This is a genomic window from Streptomyces sp. NPDC058469, from assembly GCF_042721125.1.
GTDB lineage: Bacteria > Actinomycetota > Actinomycetes > Streptomycetales > Streptomycetaceae > Streptomyces.
In genome coordinates this window covers 1-19888 of sequence record NZ_JBHXME010000092.1, presented here as the reverse complement: position 1 = coordinate 19888, position 19888 = coordinate 1, and the positions used below count along the sequence as shown (strand labels likewise).

Here is a 19888-nt window from a genome sequence, read left to right as displayed (position 1 = left end):
CCGGGACACGCAGTGATCACGCCACCGACCGTCGATATTCGGTTGCTACCTCGGGTTCTGCCCGCGACCCTGTTCCCCGTGACCCAGCCGACGGACACGGACGCGTACTTCATCTGCGCCACCCCCCGGACCGGCAGCTCCCTCCTCCTCGGCCTGCTCGACTCCACCGGGGTCGCCGGACACCCGCAGGCCTACTTCCGGTCGCCGGACGAGGTGGCGTGGTCGGAGCGGTGGGGGATCGCGCGTACGTCCCAAGGGGCCCTGGACTACGGCGAGTTCGTGCGGGCGGCGCTGGTGGCAGGCCGGACCGGCAACGGGGTCTTCGGGGCCAAGCTCATGTGGGGCACGCACGCCGAACTGACCGACCGGCTGGCGGGCCTGCACCCTGAACTCGCCGGGGATGAACTGCGGTTACTGGAGCGGGAGTTCGGGCAGCGGGTCCGGTTCGTGCATGTGCGGCGCGACGACACCCTCGCCCAAGCCGTGTCCTGGCTCCGCGCCGAGCAGACCGGGGTCTGGTTCGTCGGCGGGAAGGGGGAGATCAGCGGAGGGGGAGACCAAGTCGCGGGTGAGCGGCCCCGCTTCGACCGCGACGCCATCACCCACATCACGCGGACCATCGAGGAGCACAACGCCGGTTGGGAAAGCTGGTTCCAGTCCTACGGCATTCAGCCGCACCGCATCCGCTACGAAGACCTCTCCGCCGATCCGCCCGCCGTCACCCACGGTGTCCTCGACTTCCTCGGGCTCTCCCTGCCGGCCGGACAACAGCTCACCCCCAGTCACCACCGCCAGGCCGACCGCCTCAACGAGGAGTGGATCGCCCGGTATCGGCTACTGCCCCTCGTTCAGGGGGTGTTCGGGGACGATCTCCTCGGGGTCTATCCGCACGGGTCCGCCGTTCTGGGCGGGCTGCGGCCGGACAGTGACATCGATGTGCTCGTCGTCGTACGGCGGCGGATGACCCGGGATCAACGCCGGTTGCTGGTGCGGGAGTTGATGAAGATCTCCGGTGGGGACGCCCGGCCCGTCGAGCTGATCGTCGTAGTGGAAGGGGATGTGCGGCCTTGGCGGTATCCGCCCAACTGCGAGTTCCTGTACGGGGAATGGCTGCGGGGCGGGTTCGAGTGCGGGGTCGTGCCGGAGGGCGGGGTCAGTGCTGACCTGGCCCCGTTGCTCAGCATGGTGTTGCTCGGGGACGCCCCGCTGTACGGGCCGTCGGCCGCCGAACTCCTCGACCCCGTACCGCATGCCGACCTTCTGCGCGGGATCGTCGCCGGAGTGCCGCAGCTGATGGACGACCTGGACACCGACACCCGTAACGTCCTGCTGACCCTCGCCCGTGTCTGGATCACCCTCGCCACGGGGGCCGTTCACTCCAAGGACGGCGCTGCCGACTGGGCGCTTGAACGGCTCCCGGTGGCGCATCGGCCCGTGCTGGAGCTGGCCCGGGACGGTTACCTCGGGCGGCGGGAGGACCGGTGGGAGGACCTTCTGCCGGAGGTGCGGAACTGTGCCGCGTCCCTCGTCTCGAAGATCGAGGACACCTGGGACTCCGGGAACATCGAGGGCATCGAGGCCGACGAGTCGGAGTCGTCACCGCCGTCACCCTCGTCGCCGTACTCCCCGCCCACCCCCCACGCCTGATGCATCGCCCCCGCGAACGCCCCCGCGATCTTGTGCTCGCCGGACGCGCTCGGATGGGTGCCGTCGTACGCGTCGTGGGTGACGTCGTACGACTCCGGGAGGGAGGCCAGGAGGAGCGGGGAGCGCGGGTCGTCGAGGTCGGCGACCGCCTTCGCCTGGAGTTCGTTGAAGAGGGCGACCTCGGTGGCGAAGGGGACGTCCGTCTGGGCGCGGACGTTCGGGATCACCGGCAGGAACACCATGCGGATGGTCGGCTTCGCGGCGCGTGCCTCCGCCACGAAGGACCGCATGTTGTCGGCCGTCTGCGCCGCGTTCGTGTAGAAGCCCAGGTCGATCAGGCCGAGGGAGACCAGGAGCACGTCCGCCCGGTGCGCGCGTACCGCCTCGCCGATCAGCGGAGCCATGTGCAGCCAGCCCTCGCCCCAGCCGGCCAGGTGGAAGTGCGGGAAGTCGGGGTCGGCGTACTCGTACGACGTGGGCGTGTCCGTCGCCTTGTCGTACAGCGTCTCGCGCGGGCCGACCACGGCGAACGGGCCGCCGTAGGTCGCGCGCAGGTGCTGCCACATCCGGTAGCGCCATGTGTGTTCGCCCGCGCTCCCGATCGTCATGGAGTCGCCTACGGGCATGAACCTGAGCATCCGCTCATGATGGACGATCAACCACCCATCGACGGAACGGGTGGAGTGTGAGGCCCACCACGCCCACCACGCCCACTGCCCCACTGCCACGCCGACCGCCCCACCGTGCGGGATGGCAGGCTTGGGGCATGCGTCGCTTCCTCGCGTTCCTCGGCGCCGGCCTCCTCGTCGGCGCGCTCGCCCTGCCCGCAACCGCAGCAGCACCGGCCGTCGCCGACGACGGAGGCAAGGGCGACCAGGGGTTCACGATCAAGGACTCCCGGATCACCGAGTCCAGCGGGCTCGCCGCCTCGCACCTCCACCCCGGCGTCTACTGGACGCACAACGACAGCGACGACGGCCCGTACATCTACGCCGTCGACAGCAGCACCGGCAAGACGGTCGCCACGGTCACCTTCAGCGGGGTCGGCAAACCGCGTGACGTCGAGGCGATCTCCATCGGCCCGGACAACGAGATCTACGTCGGTGACATCGGCGACAACCTCGACGGGACCTGGCCGTACGTCTGGATCTACAAGCTGCCCGAGCCGAAGGTGCTCAAGGACCAGACGATCCGGGCGACGCAGTACGTCGTGAAGTACTCGGACGGCGCGCGCAACGCCGAGTCGCTGATCGTGCACCCCAAGACCGGGCGCGTGTACATCATCGACAAGAAGGAGGACGGCGGTCACCTCTTCGAGGGCCCGGCCACGCTCTCCTCCTCCGGCACCAACTACTTCAAGCCCGTCGCCGCCGTGGACCTCTGGGCCACCGACGCCGCCTTCTCACCCAACGGCCAACAGCTCGCCGTACGCGGCTACTTGGGCGGTATCTACTACGACTGGAACGGCGGCAGGATCAAGCGCGAGGGGCGCCTCGACGTGCCGTTGCAGGGGCAGGGGGAGTCCGTCAGCTACTCGACGGACGGCACCAAGCTCCTGTACGGGAGTGAGGGCGCGGACAGTCCGGTGCAGGCGGAGGACGCGCCCGAGGGGGCCACGTCGTCCTCGTCCAAGTCGCCTTCCGGGAGCGGGAGTTCGGCGAGCGGCGACGATGGCGGGAGCGGCTCGGGGAGCAATGTGAAGATCGGCGCCCTGGCCGTCGTGGTCGTCGGCGGGGCGTTGTTCGGTCTACGTCGCCTCACGCGTCGTAGCTGACGCTGTAACCGAAGTCTCAGCTGAACTCGCCTGCCTCGCGCCGCTGTTGGACCACGACCTCCAGCCCGTCCAGGATGCGCCCGAGCCCGAACTCGAAGTGGTCGAAGCCGGCGGTGAAGGTGTCGGGGGAGAGGGACGCGAGGGTCGGGTACGCGCCGGTCGCCATGGCCTTCTCCAGCGCCGGGACCTGGGCGCCGTAGAACTCCGCGTCGGTCAGGCCGGTGCTGCGGGCCGCCTCCTCCTGGTGGACCTGGGTGCGGGCGGCGCCGACGACGTAGCCGTCGATCATGACGACCGTCGAGACGAGTTCCGGGTCGGTCAGGCCCATCGGGCGGATACGGCCGAGCAGGTGTTCCAGGGTGGCGAGGGCGCGGGGCCCGAGGAGCGGGCGGGACTGGTTGACGCGCAGCAGCCAGGGGTGACGGCGGTGGACGGCCAGGGCCTCGCGGGCGGCGGTCTCCAGCGCCGCGCGCCAACTGCCGCTGCTTGCGCCGTCGTTGGGACCGTCCGGGAAGCGGACCCGGTCCAGCATGAGGTCGAGGAGTTCGGCCTTGCCGGGGACGTACCGGTACAGGGACATCGCGCCGGTGCCGAGGTCGGTGGCGACGCGGCGCATGGAGACCGCGTCGAGCCCCTCCTCGTCCGCGATACGGATGGCCGCGTCCACGATCCGGTCGACGGACAGCCCCGGCTTCGGTCCGCGGCTGGGGCGGGGCCCGGTGTCCCACAGCAGTTCGAGGGTGCGGCCGATGTCACCACTGCCGCTGGACTCCGTCGAGTTGGGGGGCCTGCTCGTCATGTGGGGGAGTCTAGGTCGCCGGGCGAAAACCGAGTACACCGTACGCGCAATCGGATACGGTGCACGCAGTTCGGTACGGAAGGGAGGGAAGCGGGCCCATGGCTGGTGACACATACGTAGTGGAAGCCGAAGGGCTGCAGAAGCGCTACGGCGACAAACACGCCCTCGACGGCTTCGACCTGGCCGTCCGCGAGGGCACCGTGCACGGTCTGCTCGGCCCGAACGGCGCCGGCAAGACCACCGCCGTACGCATCCTCTCCACGCTCGTCCGGCTCGACGGCGGCCGGGCGACCGTCGCCGGTCTCGACGTGGCCCGGCAGCCGCGCCAGGTGCGTACGCGGATCGGACTCACCGGCCAGTACGCGGCGATCGACGAGATCCTCACCGGCCGGCAGAACCTGGAGATGTTCGGCCGCCTCTTCCATCTCGGCCGCAGGCGCGCCAAGTTGAGGGCGAGCCAACTCCTGCGCCAGTTCGACCTGGAGGCCGCGGCCGACAAGGGCGCGGGCGGCTACAGCGGTGGCATGCGCCGCCGCCTGGACCTCGCGGCCTCGATGATCCTGGCCCCGGCCGTCCTCTTCCTGGACGAACCGACCACCGGCCTGGACCCGCGCAGCCGCGGCGAAGTCTGGGAAGCGGTGAGGCAGTTGGTGGCGGAAGGCACCACCGTCCTCCTGACCACCCAATACCTGGAGGAGGCCGACCGCCTGGCCTCCCGCATCACCGTCATCGACCAGGGCCGGGCCATCGCCGACGACACCCTCGACGGCCTCAAGAACCGCGTCGGCGGCGACCGTATCGAGGTCGTGGTGCGCGAACCGGCCCACATCCCCTACGCGTTGCAGGCGGTCGCGAGGGTCGCCCACGGCGGCCAGCCGGAAGCCGACATGACCGAGCTGCGGATCCACGCACCGGTGGCCGACCGGGTGGGCTCCCTGACCGAAGTGGCCCGGTTCCTGCACCAGTTCGGCATCCCGGTCGAGGACATCGGCCTGCGCCGCCCGAGCCTGGACGACGTGTTCCTACGGCTGACGGGCCGCCGTACGGAAGAAGAACCGCAGCCGGAGAGGGAGTCGGGGCAGGAGTCGGCCCCCCAGACCGAGGGGGCGGCGGCGTGAGCGGCGGCGCGTCGACGGCGTCAGAGGGAACCGGACGCACATACCGCAGACGCCCCCAACACGGCCGCCTCTTCTGGACGATCGCCGACTGCTGGAACGTCGTCCGGCGCGGCCTGACCCACTACCGCCGCCAACCGGTCAGCATCCTCTGGCAGTTGGGCTTCCCGATCCTGTCCGTGCTGCTGTACGGATACGTCTTCGGCAAGGCGATGCGGGTGCCGGGCGGCGGCGACTACAAGACGTTCCTGATGCCGGGGATGTTCGTGATGACGGTAGCCATGGGGTTTGTCTCCACGGCCACGATCTTCGTGAACGACGCGAAGAAGGGCGTCATCGACCGGTTCCGTTCCATGCCGATGGCGCCGTCGGCGGTGGTGGCGGGGCGCGGCGCGACCGATCTCATCGTCGCCTGCGCCGAGTTGGGCATCATGATGGCCACGGCGTACGGCATGGGCTGGCGCCCGGAGTTCGGCGCGGGCCCCGACCTGGGCGCAGGCCTCGGCGTCGATATCGGCCTCGGCCTGGACTTCGTGAAGGCGGTGGCGCTGCTCCTGGCACTGCGCTTCGCGCTGATCTGGGTAGGCGTCTGGCTCGGACTCCTGCTCCCGGGCCCCGAACAGGTGGGCGGCCTCTTCGCGATCGTCTTCCCTCTGACGATGATCTCCAGCATCTACGTCTCCCCGACCCAGATGCCCCACTGGCTCGGCCAGGCCGCCCTCTGGAACCCCCTCTCGTCCACGGCCGGCGCCACGCGGGCGTTGTTCGGCGCCCCGACGGGCCAGGGCACGTCCTGGCCGGAGCAACATGCGCTGCTGCTCGCGGGGGTGTGGCCGACGGCGCTGACGTTGGTGTTCCTTCCGCTGGCGGTGCGAAGGTTCCGCAGGCTCAGCCGATAGCCGTAGACGATTGTCGACGTCCGTTGCCTTGACGTGTTCACGTGACGTGGCTTCCATGGGAGGCACGGGGTGGTGGGAGCGCTCCCACTCGTTCCGGACCCACGCCTCCCGAGAGGAAGCAGAGGTGTCTCTCATGTCTCCAAAGTTCCTGTTCCGCAGCTTGATAAGAACGCTGTGTGTGGTCGCCGCGGTGCTGTTGCTGCCGCTGGCCGGCGTCCACATGGCACAGGCGGCCGATACGGCGGGTGTGAAGGGCGCGGCGGCAGACGCACCCGGCGCCGGCTACTGGCACGCCAGCGGCCGCCAGATCCTCGACGCGGCCGGGCAGCCGGTCCGTATCGCCGGGATCAACTGGTTCGGCTTCGAGACCGCCAACTACGTTGTGCACGGCCTCTGGTCACGCGACTACAAGAGCATGATCGACCAGATGAAGTCGCTGGGCTACAACACCATCCGCCTCCCCTACAGCGACGACATCTTCAAGTCCGGCACGGTCCCCAACAGCATCGACTTCTCCAGCGGCAAGAACGCGGACCTCCAGGGACTGAACTCGCTCCAGATCATGGACAAGCTCGTCGCCTACGCCGGCCAGGACGGCCTGAAGGTCATCCTCGACCGGCACCGCCCGGACGCGTCGGCGCAGTCGGCGCTCTGGTACACGTCATCGGTACCGGAGTCGACGTGGATCGCGAACCTCCGCTCTCTGGCGGCCCGTTACGCCGGCCAGTCCACGGTCATCGGCATCGACCTCCACAACGAGCCGCACGATCCGGCATGTTGGGGCTGCGGCGACGTCGCGACGGACTGGCGACTGGCGGCGGAGCGCGCGGGCAACGCGGTGCTGTCGGTCAACCCGGACCTGCTGATCTTCGTGGAGGGCGTGCAGACGTATGCCGGCGTGTCGGGTTGGTGGGGCGGCAACTTGATGGGCGCGGGCCAGTACCCGGTGGAGCTGAGCGTCCCGGGCCGGGTCGTGTACTCCGCCCACGACTACGCGACGAGCGTGGCCCAGCAGAGCTGGTTCAGCGACCCGACCTTCCCGGCGAACATGCCCGGAGTGTGGGACAAGTACTGGGGTTACCTCTTCCAGCAGAACATCGCGCCGGTGTGGGTGGGCGAGTTCGGCACGACCCTCCAGTCGACGGTGGACCAGAAGTGGCTGACGGCGCTGGTGAGTTACCTCCGCCCGACATCGACGTACGGAGCGGATTCCTTTCAGTGGACCTTCTGGTCATGGAACCCCGACTCCGGTGACACGGGCGGGATCCTGAAGGACGACTGGCTGACTGTGGACACGGTGAAGGACGGGTACCTGGCGAGCATCAAGGCTGCGGGGTTTCCGAGCACGGGGACGGGGACGGGTGGGGGCGGCGGAGGCGGTGGCGGATCCACCGCCGCGTGCACGGCGACGTACACCGTCACCAGCGACTGGGGCAGCGGCTTCAACGCCGACGTGACGGTGACGAACACGGGTGCCTCGGCGCTCAAGTCCTGGCAGGTGAAATGGACTTGGACCGGCTCCCAGCAGATCACGAACATGTGGAACGCGACCTACACGCAGAGCGGGGCGAGTGTGACCGCGGTGAACGCGGATCACAACGGGAGTGTGGGGGCGGGGGGTTCGGCGAGTTTCGGGTTCGGGGGTGCTCCGGGGGGTGGGGGTGTGCCGAGCCTGAGCTGTACGGCTACGTGAGGGGCTGAGGGCACACGGGGCTGGGGGACGGGGCTCACGCGGAGGTACGCCGAGCCGAGTGAGGCGACCGGCGCCGCACGCCCTGTCCCATTCCTGGCGTGTCCGTGTACGCGATCGTTTACGTGGTCAAGCCTGCGCGTGGCGGAGCCCCGGCCGGCGAACCCGACGACCATGCCCCACCTGCTCGTGATCGTCGCGCACCACCAAATCCGCGACAGAGCACGGAAGTTGGACCAGAACCCGCTCTCGCGTACACAGCCACGCAGGCGCCAGCCCATCTGAACTGCTTCCCTTCGGTCGCCGATGAGTTTCGGAGTGCCGGACGGTCCAAGTCGGCACACCTGACAAAGGGAGAACCCGATGGGCAAGACGCGCTTGCATCCGACGACTCACATCGCCCGGCGCATGTTCGGGCTCCTGGAGCCGATCTGCCTGGTCACCTTCATCGCCGACGAGTGCAACGAGGAACTGGCCGCACTCGGCCACCGCACCTACTGGGACGGCTACTTCGCCAGCCGCGCCGCACCACTGGGACGGGTGCCGGCCCAAGTCGTGCACGCAGCCTTCTACAACTTCGCCGACGGGGAAGCCGCACGGCACATCCCCAGCGCCTGGGAGACGATCCCGCCCGAGGCCTCCGTCGCCGCGCGGGAGCGGGGCAGCGCGGCCTCCCTACGGCGCATCCTCGGTGACGAGCTGGCCGACTCCCCGGGCCTGGTGCGCGCCGCGGACCTGACCACCAAGGCCGCGACGAGTGCCCCCACCGAAGGCCGGGTGATGTACGCCGGCATGCGCACCCTTGAGGTACCCAGCGACCCCGTCACCCGGCTGTGGCATTCCGCGAGCATGCTGCGCGAGCACCGCGGCGACGGGCACATCGCCGCCCTCGTCGGCGCGCGCATCGGCGGCACGGAGGCCCACGTGCTCTCCGCTCTGGAACAGGGCATCCACCCCCCGGAGTCGTTCGGACGCATCCATCACCTGCCCGAAGAACGCCTGGCCGCGGTCATCAGCGGCATGCGCGAACGCGGACTCATCGACACCGACGGCCACTTCACCGACGCCGGCCGCGCGACCAAACAACGCGTCGAAAACCTCACCGACGAACTCGCCACCCCGCCCTACGACGCCCTGTCCCCCGCCGAACTCGACGAACTGATCACCGAGCTCGAACCCATCACCGCGACCCTGGTGGCCACAGGCTCGCAGTGACACGCAGAAATTGCTACGGATCATCATGACCAGAGAAGGCACAGGACACCGACGACCCTGCGGAGGACGCGGGTCATCGCCTGGGATCGGGTCGTACGACGGATTACGCGGCGCGAGCCCATCTTGCGTGCGGTGACGGTGTCGCCGTCACAAATCGCCGCATCGATCATGGAGTCGCCGACCACGACCGGCCCCTCGCTCCTGCCTCGCCCGGCCGGGTGCCCAGCGGCGCCCGTGCCGCTGGGGCCGGCCCGTAGCCTGGCGGCGCTGTTGTTCGTCGTCGGGGGGAGCTGACCGTGGAGAACATCCTGGCCGTGGCCATCGGGGCCGCCATCGGCTTCATGGGGGCGGTGTTCGGTTCGTGGTTCACCGCGCGCCGGCAGGACCGGATGTGGCTCCGTGAACAGAAGCTCAAAGCCGGGATCGGCTTCAACGCGGCCGTGGTTCAGCTACTGGACCACCTGAAGGACACACGGCTCAGTAGCGACGGCCCCGGGGCCAACGAGTTGGCGAACCAGATGCAGGAAGCGCGCTCGGCCCTCTACCTGCTCTGTGCCGACGGCACCGTCGATCTCGCCGATGCTCTCGCGCGTCGGGTCTGGAGCACCCGGCCCACCGACGGAAGGGACGACCGTCGGGCCGAGTTCCGGGAAACGTTGGACCTCCTGCGTCGCTTCACCCACCAGCTCCGGCAGGAGATCGCCAGTTCGTAGTCCCCCGGGTGTCACGGGCCACTACTACGCGTCGCCGGTCCCTACCCCGTCGCCTTCTCGTCCACAAGCCGCACCTCATAGTGCAACGTCTGCGTCCGCATCGACTTGTGCGCCAGCGCTACCAACACCCCTTGCAGAAAAGGGTGCTTGTGGCGCAGTAGCTTCGCCGCATGTTTGTCCTCCGCGCTGCTGTGGTCCAGCAGTCGCGCGCGGGCGTGGATCTCGGGGCCGGTCGGCTTGGCGCGGACGGTGGCCGGGGCGAGTTCCACCTCGGGGTTGGTGCGGATCCGCTTGGCCTTCCAGGCGCTGCCCGGTGTGCGGAAGTACGCGTGGTCACCCTCGACGGCCAGGCTCACGGGGGTGCCGACGCCCGTGCCGTCCCTTCTGTGGGTGGTGAGCAGGACGGCGTACGGCTTGACGAAGCTGACGAAGGGATCGAGCTCGGGGCTCGTGTTCGGACTGGTCATGCCTCCGTCGATGCACTGTCGGCCCGACTTGTCACCCCGGCGTCACCCACGCCCACGCCGGCGCGCTGTTCCGGAGCCGAGCCAGCCGAGTCAGCTCAGTCGAACTCCGCACCGTCCCGCTTCGCCCCCACGCACAACCAGATGTAGACGAGGTCGAGCACGCTGCACATGATGCCGAGCCCGAGCAGGAACCCGTCATGCTGAAGGGCGCCGAAAAGGATCGTGGGCGCGAGCGTGCCGAGCCACTTGGCCACCGCGATCGTCACCGACTGCCCGCGCAGCCCGCGCCGCGCGACGAACATCGCGATGAACAGGGCGGACATCAGCAGGTTCTGGAGAAACGCCGAGTAGCCGGCCCCGTCCTCCGCGCCGAACTTCGCCAGGAACAGCCACTGCACGGCGAACGACATCCCGAACAGCGGCACGCTCAGGCCGGCGAACATCCGTGGTGTGACGAACGACGGGAACTCGGCGCGGCCGTACCGGAAGAACGTGTACACGATGACCGCGTCGGCGATGCCCCACACCAGGTTGATGCCGCCCTGCACCGACGGGTCGAAGGCCAGGTTGTGCACCGCGTACGTCCACTCCCACGCGAAGTTCAGCCCCAGCGCTACGGCAGGCATGGCGTAGGTGCGCTCGCGGAACCCGACCCGGATCGCTTCGATGTACACGATCGTCCAGGCGATGCCGCTCGCGAGGATGAGGGCGATCTGCATCTGCGTCTCCTGTTGCGGATCTTCGAGGGGTCGCGCGGACGCTAACAGACACGTTCGGGGATGTGGGCGATGTCCGTCTTACGTGAGCGTGACGTGGGGATGTAGGGGCGTACCACGTCGTGCTCGGCCTGCGGGGGCGGTTGTTGGGGCTCCGGCGGGAGTTGCCAACAGGGTTCGTCGAGCGGGAAGGGGAGGTGGCGGCCGGCCGCGGTTTGTGCCAGCGCTTCCAGCGGGCGTCGTGCAGGGTCGGTAGTCGCCATACGTATGGGTCCGGCGTCCGGACTTCTGCCCCAAGGTCCGTGTCGGACAGGGGAGTTCGGGGCGCGCGGGGAGTGAGGGCAGTGCGGGGAGTATGGGGAGTTCGGGACGTGAGCAGGTGGGCCGTCGCCTCATAAAGTCGCCGGAACATGAGCCCGAACCCCCTCCAGGTCGAACCTCGCCCACACGCACTTCGCGTACGGCTCCTGCCGGCATCCCCAGTCGTCGGCCAGCGCGGCGACGAGCGCGAGGCCGCGGCCGCCTTCTTCCTCCGGGGTCGAGTCGTGGGGTTGCGGGAGTCTGTCCCGGTCCGGATCTGAGACCTCAAGGGTCAACTCCCTTTCGTTAAGGGTGAGTTCGACCTTGATCTGGGAGTGGGAGACCCGGCAGTGGGTCACGGCGTTGGTGACGAGTTCGTTGGCCAACAGGGTGACTGCGTCGGCGAGTTCGTCGGTGATGCCCCAGTCCGCGAGGGTCTTGCGGACGCGTTGGCGGGCGGTGGGGACGTGGCTGCGGCGTTTGGGGATGCGGAAGCTTTCGGACGCGGGCATGGGGAACTCCGTCCTGACGGGGCGTCAAGGTGGGCTGCGCTGCGGCGCCTTCATGAAGCTACGGTCGGATTCGGCGCCTGCGCAACAGGTTCGAGTGAATGCATTCACCTGTCCACTCGATCGAGTGACATGCTCTCGGAGACAGCGGTCCGTGTGGCATCGTTGCCGACGGAGAGGGGAGTCCCATGCCCGCAGGTGGACGGCCGACGGTACGCAGTAGGCGTTTGGGTACGGCGCTCAGGCAGTACCGGCACGCCGCGAAGCTCGATCAACCGCAGGCCGCTGAGGTCATCGCGGCAAGTCAGGCCAGGATCAGTCGCCTTGAGAGTGGCCATGTCACGGCCCGTGTGATCGAAGTGCGCCTGCTGTTGGATGCGTACGGCGTCAGTGACCCCGAAGTGAGGGCCAAGCTGGAGGAATTGGCCAAGCGCTCGAAGAACCGGGGTTGGTGGCTGGAGCATGCGCAACATCTCCAGCCGGACTACTTGGACCACATCGCGTTGGAGGACGACGCGACCTATATCCGACAGTGGCAACCGGCGCTGGTGCCTGGGCTGTTGCAGACTCCGGCCTACGCTGAGGCGATCATCGCGGCAGGGCCCGACTACATCGCTCCGGAAAATCTTGAGCAGTTGGTGAAGGTCAGGGAAGGGCGCCAGGCGAAGATCGGGGAGGGCGGGGCGTCGTACACGGCCATCTTCTGGGAAGCCGCCGTCGTGCACCCGTTGGTGAACGTCGACATCCACCGTGAGCAACTGTCCGCAATCCTCGCGGCCATGAAGAGGCAGAACGTCACTGTGCAGGTTCTGCCGCTCAGCGCGGGAGTGCTCGTGGGCTCGATCCCGGCGTTTTCATCGTTCAGCTTCGACTCGGAGCCCGCTGTCGAAGCTGTGGCCATGGAGAACCTGCGTGGTACGTCGGTCCTCGAAGCGCCAGATGATCTCGCGGCTTACGGCAACGCGTTCGACCTACTACGATCGGCGGCACTGGCACCGGAGGCGAGCGCGCGGCTCATCCGGGACGTACTGCGGAGCATGAAGGAAGAATGATAGTGACCGAGGTTGTGGGCACCTTTCGAAAGTCGTCGTACTCCGCGCAGCAGGGCGACTGCGTAGAGGTCGCCGACACCGCAGCCCGCGGCCGGGCCGTCCGCGACAGCAAGCACCCGGAAGACAGTGCCCCTCTCCTCACCGTCTCCCGTGAGAGCTGGCAGGGCTTTCTCTCGCAGTTCTGACCCACACATGCTGCCCCCAGCCCCCACCCTCCCCGCGAAAGTGTGACACTTCTGCGCGAAGTGTCACACTTTCCCGCCACACCCCCCGACGCCGAGCGTCAAAGGGCGCCCTGCGGTTGATCCGGCGACTACGTCGGGAGGCTACTTGCGGGGCAATGACGTGTTGGTGATGGGCAGGGCCTGCTGCGCCCCCGCCACGTACAAGTCCGTCGGAGCCGTGCGCAGCGTGAACGTGTCGTCGTAGCTGGAGACGCGTACTGACAGGACGAAGAAGCCGTCGTCCTCCGCGGTCACCTTCACGTGGGACTCCTGCTCCCAGTACGTCTGCAGGAAGACCTCCGTGCCCTGGGGTTCGACGCCCTGGGGGAGGTTGACCTTGCCCTGGACGGTGAGGATGTCGCCGGCCTTCACCTTCTTCTTGTTGACCGAGTAACTCACCGTGCTGGACCTGGTGTTGGCGGTCACGGTGGTGTCCGCGAAGTAGCCGTCCTGCGGGGTGTTGGGGTTGCCGTCCTCGTCGTAGGAGGCGGTGATCTCCACCTGGTGCTGGACGTTGAGCAGGCTGCTGCCCGTCGCGTGGTCGATGTCGACGTCCGGGATCGTGAACTTCCCGTTGGCGTCGGTGACTGGCTTGCCCAGGTCGCGGGGCTCGTAGTAGTTGGGGTCGATCGGGTCGCCCCACGGGTTCCAGGTGGTGAAGCGGACGACTTCCTGGAGGGTGACGGGGATGTTCGGCGCCGGGGTGCCGTCGGCCTTGGTGACGGTGCCGGTGACGTCGACGTAGCGCTCGGCGTAGTTCGTGCCGGCCGGGTTCGTCGTCACGGTCAGGACGTACGCGTCGCCGGGCGCGGCGTCCGCGGAGGCGGCGGGCGAGGACAGGGCGCCCGCGGCGAGGAGCAGCGCGGCGGTTGCGGCGAGCCGCGTCGGCAGGGACTTCCTGGGCATGGGGCAACTCCAACTTCGGTCGGGAATCGAGGAGTTGCGCCGCAGGTGTGCGACGCATCGGGTCCGACCGGCGGGGTGGGGCGGGAGTTGTCCGCTGTGCGTTCGCTGTTACGCGGCTGTGGCAGGGGGTGGGTATGTCCTGGTTACGCGTTCACCTGGACGTCGGCCGCAGGCAGTCCCGCGTTGCCCAACGCGGCAAAGGGCGCCCCGCAGTTGATCCGCAGGGCGCCCTTCGGCGTCGTAGAAAAGTGCTACTGGACGGCGACTACAGCTTCTCGATGACGTAGTCGACGCACTTCGTCAGCGCCTCGACGTCCGCCGGGTCGATCGCCGGGAACATCGCCACGCGGAGCTGGTTGCGGCCGAGCTTGCGGTAGGGCTCGGTGTCGACGATGCCGTTCGCGCGCAGGACCTTGGCGACGGCCGCCGCGTCGATCTCGTCGGCGAAGTCGATCGTGCCGATGACCTGGGAGCGCTTGGTGGCGTCCGCGACGAACGGGGTCGCGTACTTCGACTCCTCCGCCCAGCTGTACAGACGGGTCGACGAGTCCTTCGTGCGGGCCGTCGACCAGGCCAGGCCGCCCTGGCCGTTGATCCACTCAAGCTGCTCGTTGAGGAGGAACAGGGTGGAGAGGGCAGGGGTGTTGTACGTCTGGTTCTTGCGGGAGTTGTCGATCGCCGTGGGGAGCGAGAAGAACTCGGGGACGTGGCGGCCGGACGCGTGGATGCGCTCGGCGCGCTCGATCGCGGCGGGGGAGAAGACGCCGATCCACAGGCCGCCGTCGGAGGCGAAGGACTTCTGCGGGGCGAAGTAGTAGACGTCCGTCTCGGTGATGTCGACCGGGAGGCCGCCCGCGCCCGACGTGGCGTCCACGAGCACGAGGGCGCCCTCGTCGGCTCCCGCGACGCGCTTGATCGGGGCCGCGACACCCGTCGACGTCTCGTTGTGCGTGTACGCGTACACGTCCACGCCCGCCTCGGCGGCCGGCTCCGGGTGCGTGCCGGGGTCGGAGGAGATGACGGTCGGTTCGGCCAGCCACGGCGCCAGCTTGGCCGCCTTCGCGAACTTCGAGCTGAACTCGCCGAAGGTCAGGTGCTGGGACTTGTTCTCGATCAGGCCGTGGGTCGCGACGTCCCAGAAGGCCGTCGAGCCGCCGTTGCCGAGGACGACCTCGTAGCCCTCGGGGAGCGAGAACAGCGCGGAGACGCCCTCACGCACCTTGCCGACCAGGTTCTTGACCGGGGCCTGGCGGTGGGACGTGCCCAGCAGAGACGTACCGGTGGCGGCCAGCGCGTCCAGCGCCTCCGTCCGCACCTTGGAGGGGCCAGCGCCGAAACGTCCGTCGGCGGGCTTGATGTCAGCGGGAATCTGGATATCAGCCACGAGCCGGAGCGTATCTCCTCGGTGAAACGGGACGGAAACGCGTCCGTTCGATGAGACGACCGATGAGACGGGATCTCCGGCCCGTGGTCAGGCCGCCAGGTGGAATCAGTCGCCCGGAGTGAGCCGCACCGGCAGCTCGAAGATGTCGTTCTGCGTCACCACCGGCTTGTTGCGCAGCTCGGACGTCGGGACCGCGAGGTCCAGGTGCGGGAAGCGCTCGTAGAGGGCCGGGAGCGCCACCCCCGCCTCCAGGCGGGACAGGGCCGCGCCGGGGCAGACGTGCGGGCCGTGGCCGAAGGAGATGTGGCGGTTCTCGCTGGTGCGGGTGATGTCGAAGTCGCCGGCCGTCGGGCCGTGGGCCTGCTCGTCGCGGCCGAGCGCGGCGTACGACACGATCAGCGCGTCCCCGGCCGGGAGGACCTTGTCGCCGACCTGGACGTCCTCCGTGGCGAAGCGGATCAGGACGTGCGAGGTGGGCGTCGAGTGGCGCAGGGTCTCCTCGATCACCGAGGACCAGTCGGCCTCGCCGGCCAGCACCAGGGCGCGCTGGACGGGGTGCGCCGACAGGTTGACGACCGCGTTGACGATCAGCGAGATCGTCGTCTCGTGGCCCGCCGCGACCATCAGCTGGAGCGTGGAGACGATCTCCTCGTCGGTGAGGTGGTCGCCGTCCTCGGAGGCCAGGATCAGTGCCGAGGTCAGGTCGTCGCCGGGCTCGGCACGCTTGGCCGCGACCGTCTCGGCCATGATGCCCGCGAGTTCCGTGAGGGTGGCGATGACCTCCGCCGGCGGGGTCTGCGTCGAGAAGAACTTCTCGAACAGCTCCTTCAGGCGCGGGAGTCGGGACTCCGCTATGCCCATGAGGTCGGCGATGACGTACATGGGGAGCGGGTACGCGAACTCCGCCTTCAGGTCTACGACTTCACCCTCGACGGACTCGACGGACTCGACTGAGTTCAGCAGGTCCTCCGTTCGCTTCGCGATCCGCTCCCGCATCTGCTCCACCCGGCGCGGGGTGAGCGCCTGCGCGACCAGCGTGCGCATCCGGCGGTGGTCGGCGCCGTCCACGGTCAGCATCGAACGGCCCGGGTTCGCGAGCCCGATCAGCGGCCAGTCCGCGGGGATCTCGCCGCGCTGCCAGGCACCCCAGACGTTGATGTCCTTCACCAGCCGCGGGTCCGTGAGCAGTTGTTTCGCCTCGGCGTGATGCGTGACCGCCCACACGGGCACGCCACCGGGCAGTTCTACGGCGGCCAGCGGACCGGCCGCACGAAGCCTGGCGCTCTCGCCGTCCAGGTCGCCGACGAAGGGGTCGAGGACGATACGGGTCTCTTCGGTACCGGTGCTCATACGGGAGTGCCTCCAAGGGCAGGGGCAGGGCTCAATGGTCGGAACTCGGAACTCGGATCTCAGAACTCGGATCTCAGAACTCGGACTCAGGTCTCGGAACTCGGAACTCAGACCTGGGAACTCAGAGCGCGGGTACGGGGGTGAACCGCACCGGCAGTTCGGTCAGTCCTCTGAGCCACGGCGAGGGCCGCCGCGTGAGGGACTCGGCGGGTACGGCCAGGTCGATGTCCGGCAGCCGGTCCAGTACGACCTCGATGCCCGTCCGCGCGATCACCTCCGCGACCTCCTGCGCCGGGAACGGGCACCGGTGCTCCCCGTGTCCGAAGGAGAAGTGCGCGTTGTTGCCGCCGGTGAGCGCGGAGCCGTCGGTGCGGACCTGGGGGTCGGAGTTGGCGCCCTGGAGACCGAGGAGGAGCAGGTCGCCGGCGCGGATGCGACGGCCGCCGAGCTGGGTGTCGCGGGAGGCCCAGCGCCCGGCCACGTTCTGGGTCGGGGTGTCCTCCCACAGGACCTCGTTCATCGCCTCGGCGACACTGTTGCGGCCGCCGAACAGCGAGGCCGCGAAACGGTCGTCGGTCAGCATCAGGCGCAGCGAGTTGCCGATCCAGTCGGCGGTCGGCTGGTGGCCCGCCGCCATCATCACCATCAAGTCCTGGGCGATCTCGACGTCGTTGAAGCCGGAGTCGTGCGTGAGCATCCGCGACACGACGTCGTCGGCCGGCTCGGCCTGCCGGTCGGCCAGCAACTGCCCCATGGACGTGGCCAGATGGGTCTGTCCGGCGATCGCGCGCTCGCGTCCGTCGATCATGTCGTTGAGCGCGGTCACCAGACCCGGACCCTGCTCGTCCCGGAAGCCGTAGAGCCGGGCCAGGACCCGTACCGGCAGCAGCATCGCGTAGTCGCCGACGATGTCCGTCTCGCCCTTGGCGCAGATCCCGTCGATCAGCTCGTCGGCGAACTTCTCGGTGTACGACCGCAGTTCGGACGGGTCGACGGCCTCCAGCGCGTCGCTGATCATGCCGACGCGCTCGCGGTGGCGCTCGCCGACCGTGTAGAGGATCGACGGCTGCTTACGGCCGATCATCGGCAGCAGCGGCCAGTCGTCGGGGATGCCGTCCCACTGGTTCCACAGGTCGGAGTCACGGCTGAACAGCACGGGATCGCCGGTGACTTGGTGCAGCTCGCGGTAGCCGAGCACCAGCCAGGCCGGGACGTCGCCGTCGAGCACCACGGGGGTCACGGCTCCGTGCTCGCGCCTCATCTCCCGGTACAGCTGCGCCGGTTCGGTCTGGAACCTGGGTCCACTCAACGGTACGGGCGCGGTCACAGGGCCAACTCCTGGTGGGAGGCGGGGGCTTGGGGGCGGGCGGGGCCCTGGCCGTCGTAGCGGCCCTTGGTGTGTTCGTTCTTGACGTGCTCGACCAGGGTGATCAGGACCTGTTTCGCGGACGCGCGGGAGCGGGCGTCGCAGTCCAGGAGGGGGACGTGCGGGTCGAGGTCGAGGGCCTCGCGGATCTGCTGCGGGGCGTAGGTGGGGCCGCCGAAGTCGTTGCAGGCCACGATGAAGGGGGTGCCGTGGTGTTCGAGGCGGTCGATGGCGTACCAGGAGTCGCCGATCCGGCGGGTGTCGACGAGGACCACCGCGCCGAGCGTCCCGGAGAAGAGACGGTCCCAGAGGAACCAGAACCTCTCCTGGCCGGGGGCGCCGAACAGGTACAGCACGTTGCGGGCGTCGAGCGTGATGCGGCCGAAGTCGAAGGCGACGGTGGTCGCGGACTTGCCGCGCACCTCGCTGATGTCGTCGACGGCCTCGCCGGCCTTCGTCATCGTCTCCTCGGTGTTGAGGGGACGTATCTCGCTGACCGAGCGGACCAGCGTGGTCTTGCCGACGCCGAAGCCGCCGACGACCACGATCTTCAGGCCGTTGTCGGCGGAGGCACCCAAGGGGGTGCGCGCGTCAGAGGTTGCGGAGTCCAACGAGCACCTGTTCCAGGACGTCGGGATCGAGATCGGCCTTGCGCGGATGCCGGGCGCTGACCCGGCCGGCCGCGAGAAGGTCGGAGAGGAGGATCTTGGTGATGCTCACCGGGAGTCTCAGTTCGGCCGCCAACTCGACGACGGCCGTGGGGTGTTCGGTGATCCGCAGGATCGCCGCGTGCTCCGACTGCATCCCGGTCACCGGATCGCACTCGGCGACCACGAGGGTCACCAGGTCGAACGGGCTGTCCGGTCCGGAACGGGCGCGGCCTCCGGTGAGTGTGTAGAGGCGGTCGGGTGAGTCGTCCCTGCCGGGGCGGCTCATCACGTACGGGGTTCCGCGCGCAGGTGCTCGCCGAGCTGTTCGACCAGCTCGCTCATGTTGTGCCCGATCAGACCCGCGTCCGCGTCCTCGGCGGTGACGAGGGCCAGGTGCGCGCCCTCGCCCGCCTCGACGATGAACAGCACCCCGCCGTAGAACTCCGTCATCGCGGAGCGCACACCTCCGCTGCCGTCCCCGAACTCCACCGACGCGCCGTGCGACAGCGACTGGATTCCGGCGGCGATCGCGGCGAGCTGGTCGGCCTGGTCGACGGAGAGTTCGGGTGTCCGGCACAGCTTCAGGCCGTCCCGGGACAGCACGAGCGCGTGCCGCGCGCCCGGGGTGCGCTCCAGGAGGCCCTCGATGAGCCAGGTGAGCTTCTCGTCGGCGGTGGTCGTGCCGGTCATGAGGTGGGGTTGCCTTCCGAGTGCGGGTGGGAGGGGGTGGAGGTGAGGAGCTCGGGTGATTCGGCTGATTCAGGTGATTCGGGGCTGTCCGTGTACGCGTACGGGTCCGTGTACGCGTCGATGCCGGTGTCCGTGTCGGCGTCCGGCGTGCCCTGGGTGAGGGGCTCCCGGTCGGTCGCCGCTTCGCGTACGGCCTGACGGAAGCTGTTGAAACGGGCGGTCCGCGCGAGGGTGTCGTCGGCCGAGGGCGCGGGGCGCGGCTCGGGGGCGACGGACTCCGCACGCGCGCGTGAGCGCTCGGCCTCCGCGAGGGCCTGCCCCCGGCGCCGCTTGGGCAGGCCTTCGGGCAGCGCGTTCGGTACGTCCGTCACCGCGTCGGCCAGGGCGCCGCGGTCCGGCGACTCGTGCGTGGGCACCGGGTC

The 19888-nt window shown here is 69.0% G+C and carries 20 protein-coding genes and 2 pseudogenes; 9 read left to right on the top strand and 13 right to left on the bottom strand.

Features of this window, described 5'->3' with window-relative positions; all coding sequences use genetic code 11:
• Window positions 1-12: 12 nt before the first annotated feature.
• Window positions 13-1482, top strand: a pseudogene (locus ACFWP5_RS31990) (Stf0 family sulfotransferase); the annotation flags it as partial.
• Here the strand turns inward: ACFWP5_RS31990 and ACFWP5_RS31985 are convergent.
• Entirely contained in the window at window positions 1458-2285 is an 828-nt protein-coding gene (locus tag ACFWP5_RS31985; RefSeq protein ID WP_384164328.1) for an SGNH/GDSL hydrolase family protein, read from the bottom strand. The pseudogene ACFWP5_RS31990 and the gene ACFWP5_RS31985 overlap by 25 nt on opposite strands.
• A 128-nt stretch (window positions 2286-2413) precedes the next feature.
• Here ACFWP5_RS31985 and ACFWP5_RS31980 point away from each other — a divergent pair, with 128 nt between their 5' ends.
• A complete protein-coding gene (locus ACFWP5_RS31980) occupies window positions 2414-3421 on the top strand; it encodes a WD40 repeat domain-containing protein (RefSeq protein ID WP_384164325.1) in 1008 nt (335 codons plus the stop codon).
• A gap of 16 nt (window positions 3422-3437) precedes the next feature.
• On the opposite strand, the gene ACFWP5_RS31975 is transcribed toward ACFWP5_RS31980, so the two are convergent.
• The gene (locus tag ACFWP5_RS31975) at window positions 3438-4220 is read right to left on the bottom strand and encodes a TetR/AcrR family transcriptional regulator (RefSeq protein WP_384164322.1); all 783 of its coding nucleotides are present in this window, start codon (window positions 4218-4220) and stop codon (window positions 3438-3440) included.
• A gap of 98 nt (window positions 4221-4318) precedes the next feature.
• Between ACFWP5_RS31975 and ACFWP5_RS31970 the strand changes: the two genes are divergently transcribed.
• From ACFWP5_RS31970 to ACFWP5_RS31950, 5 genes are all read left to right on the top strand, one after another.
• Window positions 4319-5338: an ATP-binding cassette domain-containing protein gene (locus tag ACFWP5_RS31970; protein WP_384164319.1), complete on the top strand. Its 1020-nt coding sequence runs from the start codon at window positions 4319-4321 to the stop codon at window positions 5336-5338.
• Window positions 5335-6234 (top strand): ABC transporter permease, encoded by a 900-nt coding sequence (locus tag ACFWP5_RS31965; protein WP_384164316.1) that lies wholly within the window; start codon window positions 5335-5337, stop codon window positions 6232-6234. Before ACFWP5_RS31970 ends, ACFWP5_RS31965 begins: the two co-directional genes overlap by 4 nt.
• 133 nt (window positions 6235-6367) lie before the next feature.
• On the top strand, window positions 6368-7927 hold the full coding sequence (locus ACFWP5_RS31960; protein WP_384164313.1) for a cellulase family glycosylhydrolase: 1560 nt from the start codon (window positions 6368-6370) through the stop codon (window positions 7925-7927).
• 360 nt (window positions 7928-8287) lie between these two features.
• Entirely contained in the window at window positions 8288-9139 is an 852-nt protein-coding gene (locus ACFWP5_RS31955; protein WP_384164310.1) for a MarR family transcriptional regulator, read from the top strand.
• A 296-nt stretch (window positions 9140-9435) separates the two neighbouring features.
• The gene (locus ACFWP5_RS31950; protein ID WP_384164307.1) at window positions 9436-9852 is read left to right on the top strand and encodes a hypothetical protein; all 417 of its coding nucleotides are present in this window, start codon (window positions 9436-9438) and stop codon (window positions 9850-9852) included.
• A 41-nt stretch (window positions 9853-9893) separates the two neighbouring features.
• Here ACFWP5_RS31950 and ACFWP5_RS31945 read toward each other — a convergent pair whose 3' ends face one another.
• From ACFWP5_RS31945 to ACFWP5_RS31935, 3 genes are all read right to left on the bottom strand, one after another.
• Window positions 9894-10319, bottom strand: a complete 426-nt coding sequence (locus ACFWP5_RS31945) for a PPOX class F420-dependent oxidoreductase (protein WP_384164303.1) — start codon at window positions 10317-10319, stop codon at window positions 9894-9896.
• A 95-nt stretch (window positions 10320-10414) separates the two neighbouring features.
• Window positions 10415-11038, bottom strand: coding sequence for a hypothetical protein (locus ACFWP5_RS31940; RefSeq protein WP_384164301.1), 624 nt, complete (start codon window positions 11036-11038; stop codon window positions 10415-10417).
• A 389-nt stretch (window positions 11039-11427) separates the two neighbouring features.
• Window positions 11428-11847 (bottom strand): ATP-binding protein, encoded by a 420-nt coding sequence (locus ACFWP5_RS31935; RefSeq protein ID WP_384164297.1) that lies wholly within the window; start codon window positions 11845-11847, stop codon window positions 11428-11430.
• 185 nt (window positions 11848-12032) lie between these two features.
• On the opposite strand from ACFWP5_RS31935, the gene ACFWP5_RS31930 reads away from it, so the two are divergent.
• Together ACFWP5_RS31930 and ACFWP5_RS31925 are read left to right on the top strand one after the other, a co-directional pair.
• Entirely contained in the window at window positions 12033-12896 is an 864-nt protein-coding gene (locus ACFWP5_RS31930; RefSeq protein ID WP_384164294.1) for a helix-turn-helix domain-containing protein, read from the top strand.
• 2 nt (window positions 12897-12898) lie between these two features.
• Window positions 12899-13081: a DUF397 domain-containing protein gene (locus ACFWP5_RS31925; protein ID WP_384164291.1), complete on the top strand. Its 183-nt coding sequence runs from the start codon at window positions 12899-12901 to the stop codon at window positions 13079-13081.
• A 141-nt stretch (window positions 13082-13222) separates the two neighbouring features.
• Here the strand turns inward: ACFWP5_RS31925 and ACFWP5_RS31920 are convergent, their stop codons facing one another.
• From ACFWP5_RS31920 to ACFWP5_RS31885, 8 genes and pseudogenes are all read right to left on the bottom strand, one after another.
• A complete protein-coding gene (locus tag ACFWP5_RS31920; protein WP_384164288.1) occupies window positions 13223-14026 on the bottom strand; it encodes an acyl carrier protein in 804 nt (267 codons plus the stop codon).
• A gap of 265 nt (window positions 14027-14291) precedes the next feature.
• Window positions 14292-15410, bottom strand: coding sequence for a phosphoserine transaminase (gene serC, locus ACFWP5_RS31915; RefSeq protein WP_384164285.1), 1119 nt, complete (start codon window positions 15408-15410; stop codon window positions 14292-14294).
• Window positions 15411-15515: 105 nt separating this feature from the next.
• Window positions 15516-16760 carry a cytochrome P450 gene (locus ACFWP5_RS31910; protein WP_384164282.1) on the bottom strand — a complete coding sequence of 415 codons (1245 nt, stop codon included), beginning with the start codon at window positions 16758-16760 and terminating at the stop codon, window positions 15516-15518.
• A gap of 121 nt (window positions 16761-16881) precedes the next feature.
• On the bottom strand, window positions 16882-18087 hold the full coding sequence (locus ACFWP5_RS31905) for a cytochrome P450 (RefSeq protein WP_384164279.1): 1206 nt from the start codon (window positions 18085-18087) through the stop codon (window positions 16882-16884).
• Complete coding sequence (locus ACFWP5_RS31900) at window positions 18084-18737, bottom strand: ATP/GTP-binding protein (RefSeq protein WP_384164276.1); 654 nt, start codon at window positions 18735-18737, stop codon at window positions 18084-18086. Before ACFWP5_RS31900 ends, ACFWP5_RS31905 begins: the two co-directional genes overlap by 4 nt.
• A complete protein-coding gene (locus tag ACFWP5_RS31895) occupies window positions 18718-19062 on the bottom strand; it encodes a DUF742 domain-containing protein (RefSeq protein ID WP_366496823.1) in 345 nt (114 codons plus the stop codon). Before ACFWP5_RS31895 ends, ACFWP5_RS31900 begins: the two co-directional genes overlap by 20 nt.
• The gene (locus tag ACFWP5_RS31890) at window positions 19062-19466 is read right to left on the bottom strand and encodes a roadblock/LC7 domain-containing protein (protein ID WP_384164273.1); all 405 of its coding nucleotides are present in this window, start codon (window positions 19464-19466) and stop codon (window positions 19062-19064) included. The genes ACFWP5_RS31895 and ACFWP5_RS31890 overlap by 1 nt, the downstream gene beginning before the upstream one ends.
• Window positions 19463-19888, bottom strand: a pseudogene (locus ACFWP5_RS31885) (ATP-binding protein); the annotation flags it as partial. The pseudogene ACFWP5_RS31885 and the gene ACFWP5_RS31890, both read right to left, overlap by 4 nt.

Coding starts and splice junctions, on each gene's coding strand:
- ACFWP5_RS31935 (WP_384164297.1), bottom strand. CDS start 11,847: ATGCCCGCGTCCGAAAGCTTCCGCATCCCCAAACGCCGCAGCCACGTC.
- ACFWP5_RS31980 (WP_384164325.1), top strand. CDS start 2,414: ATGCGTCGCTTCCTCGCGTTCCTCGGCGCCGGCCTCCTCGTCGGCGCG.
- ACFWP5_RS31895 (WP_366496823.1), bottom strand. CDS start 19,062: ATGAGCCGCCCCGGCAGGGACGACTCACCCGACCGCCTCTACACACTC.
- ACFWP5_RS31975 (WP_384164322.1), bottom strand. CDS start 4,220: ATGACGAGCAGGCCCCCCAACTCGACGGAGTCCAGCGGCAGTGGTGAC.
- ACFWP5_RS31960 (WP_384164313.1), top strand. CDS start 6,368: ATGTCTCCAAAGTTCCTGTTCCGCAGCTTGATAAGAACGCTGTGTGTG.
- ACFWP5_RS31945 (WP_384164303.1), bottom strand. CDS start 10,319: ATGACCAGTCCGAACACGAGCCCCGAGCTCGATCCCTTCGTCAGCTTC.
- ACFWP5_RS31985 (WP_384164328.1), bottom strand. CDS start 2,285: ATGCTCAGGTTCATGCCCGTAGGCGACTCCATGACGATCGGGAGCGCG.
- ACFWP5_RS31955 (WP_384164310.1), top strand. CDS start 8,288: ATGGGCAAGACGCGCTTGCATCCGACGACTCACATCGCCCGGCGCATG.
- ACFWP5_RS31930 (WP_384164294.1), top strand. CDS start 12,033: ATGCCCGCAGGTGGACGGCCGACGGTACGCAGTAGGCGTTTGGGTACG.
- ACFWP5_RS31940 (WP_384164301.1), bottom strand. CDS start 11,038: ATGCAGATCGCCCTCATCCTCGCGAGCGGCATCGCCTGGACGATCGTG.
- ACFWP5_RS31910 (WP_384164282.1), bottom strand. CDS start 16,760: ATGAGCACCGGTACCGAAGAGACCCGTATCGTCCTCGACCCCTTCGTC.
- ACFWP5_RS31890 (WP_384164273.1), bottom strand. CDS start 19,466: ATGACCGGCACGACCACCGCCGACGAGAAGCTCACCTGGCTCATCGAG.
- ACFWP5_RS31970 (WP_384164319.1), top strand. CDS start 4,319: ATGGCTGGTGACACATACGTAGTGGAAGCCGAAGGGCTGCAGAAGCGC.
- ACFWP5_RS31920 (WP_384164288.1), bottom strand. CDS start 14,026: ATGCCCAGGAAGTCCCTGCCGACGCGGCTCGCCGCAACCGCCGCGCTG.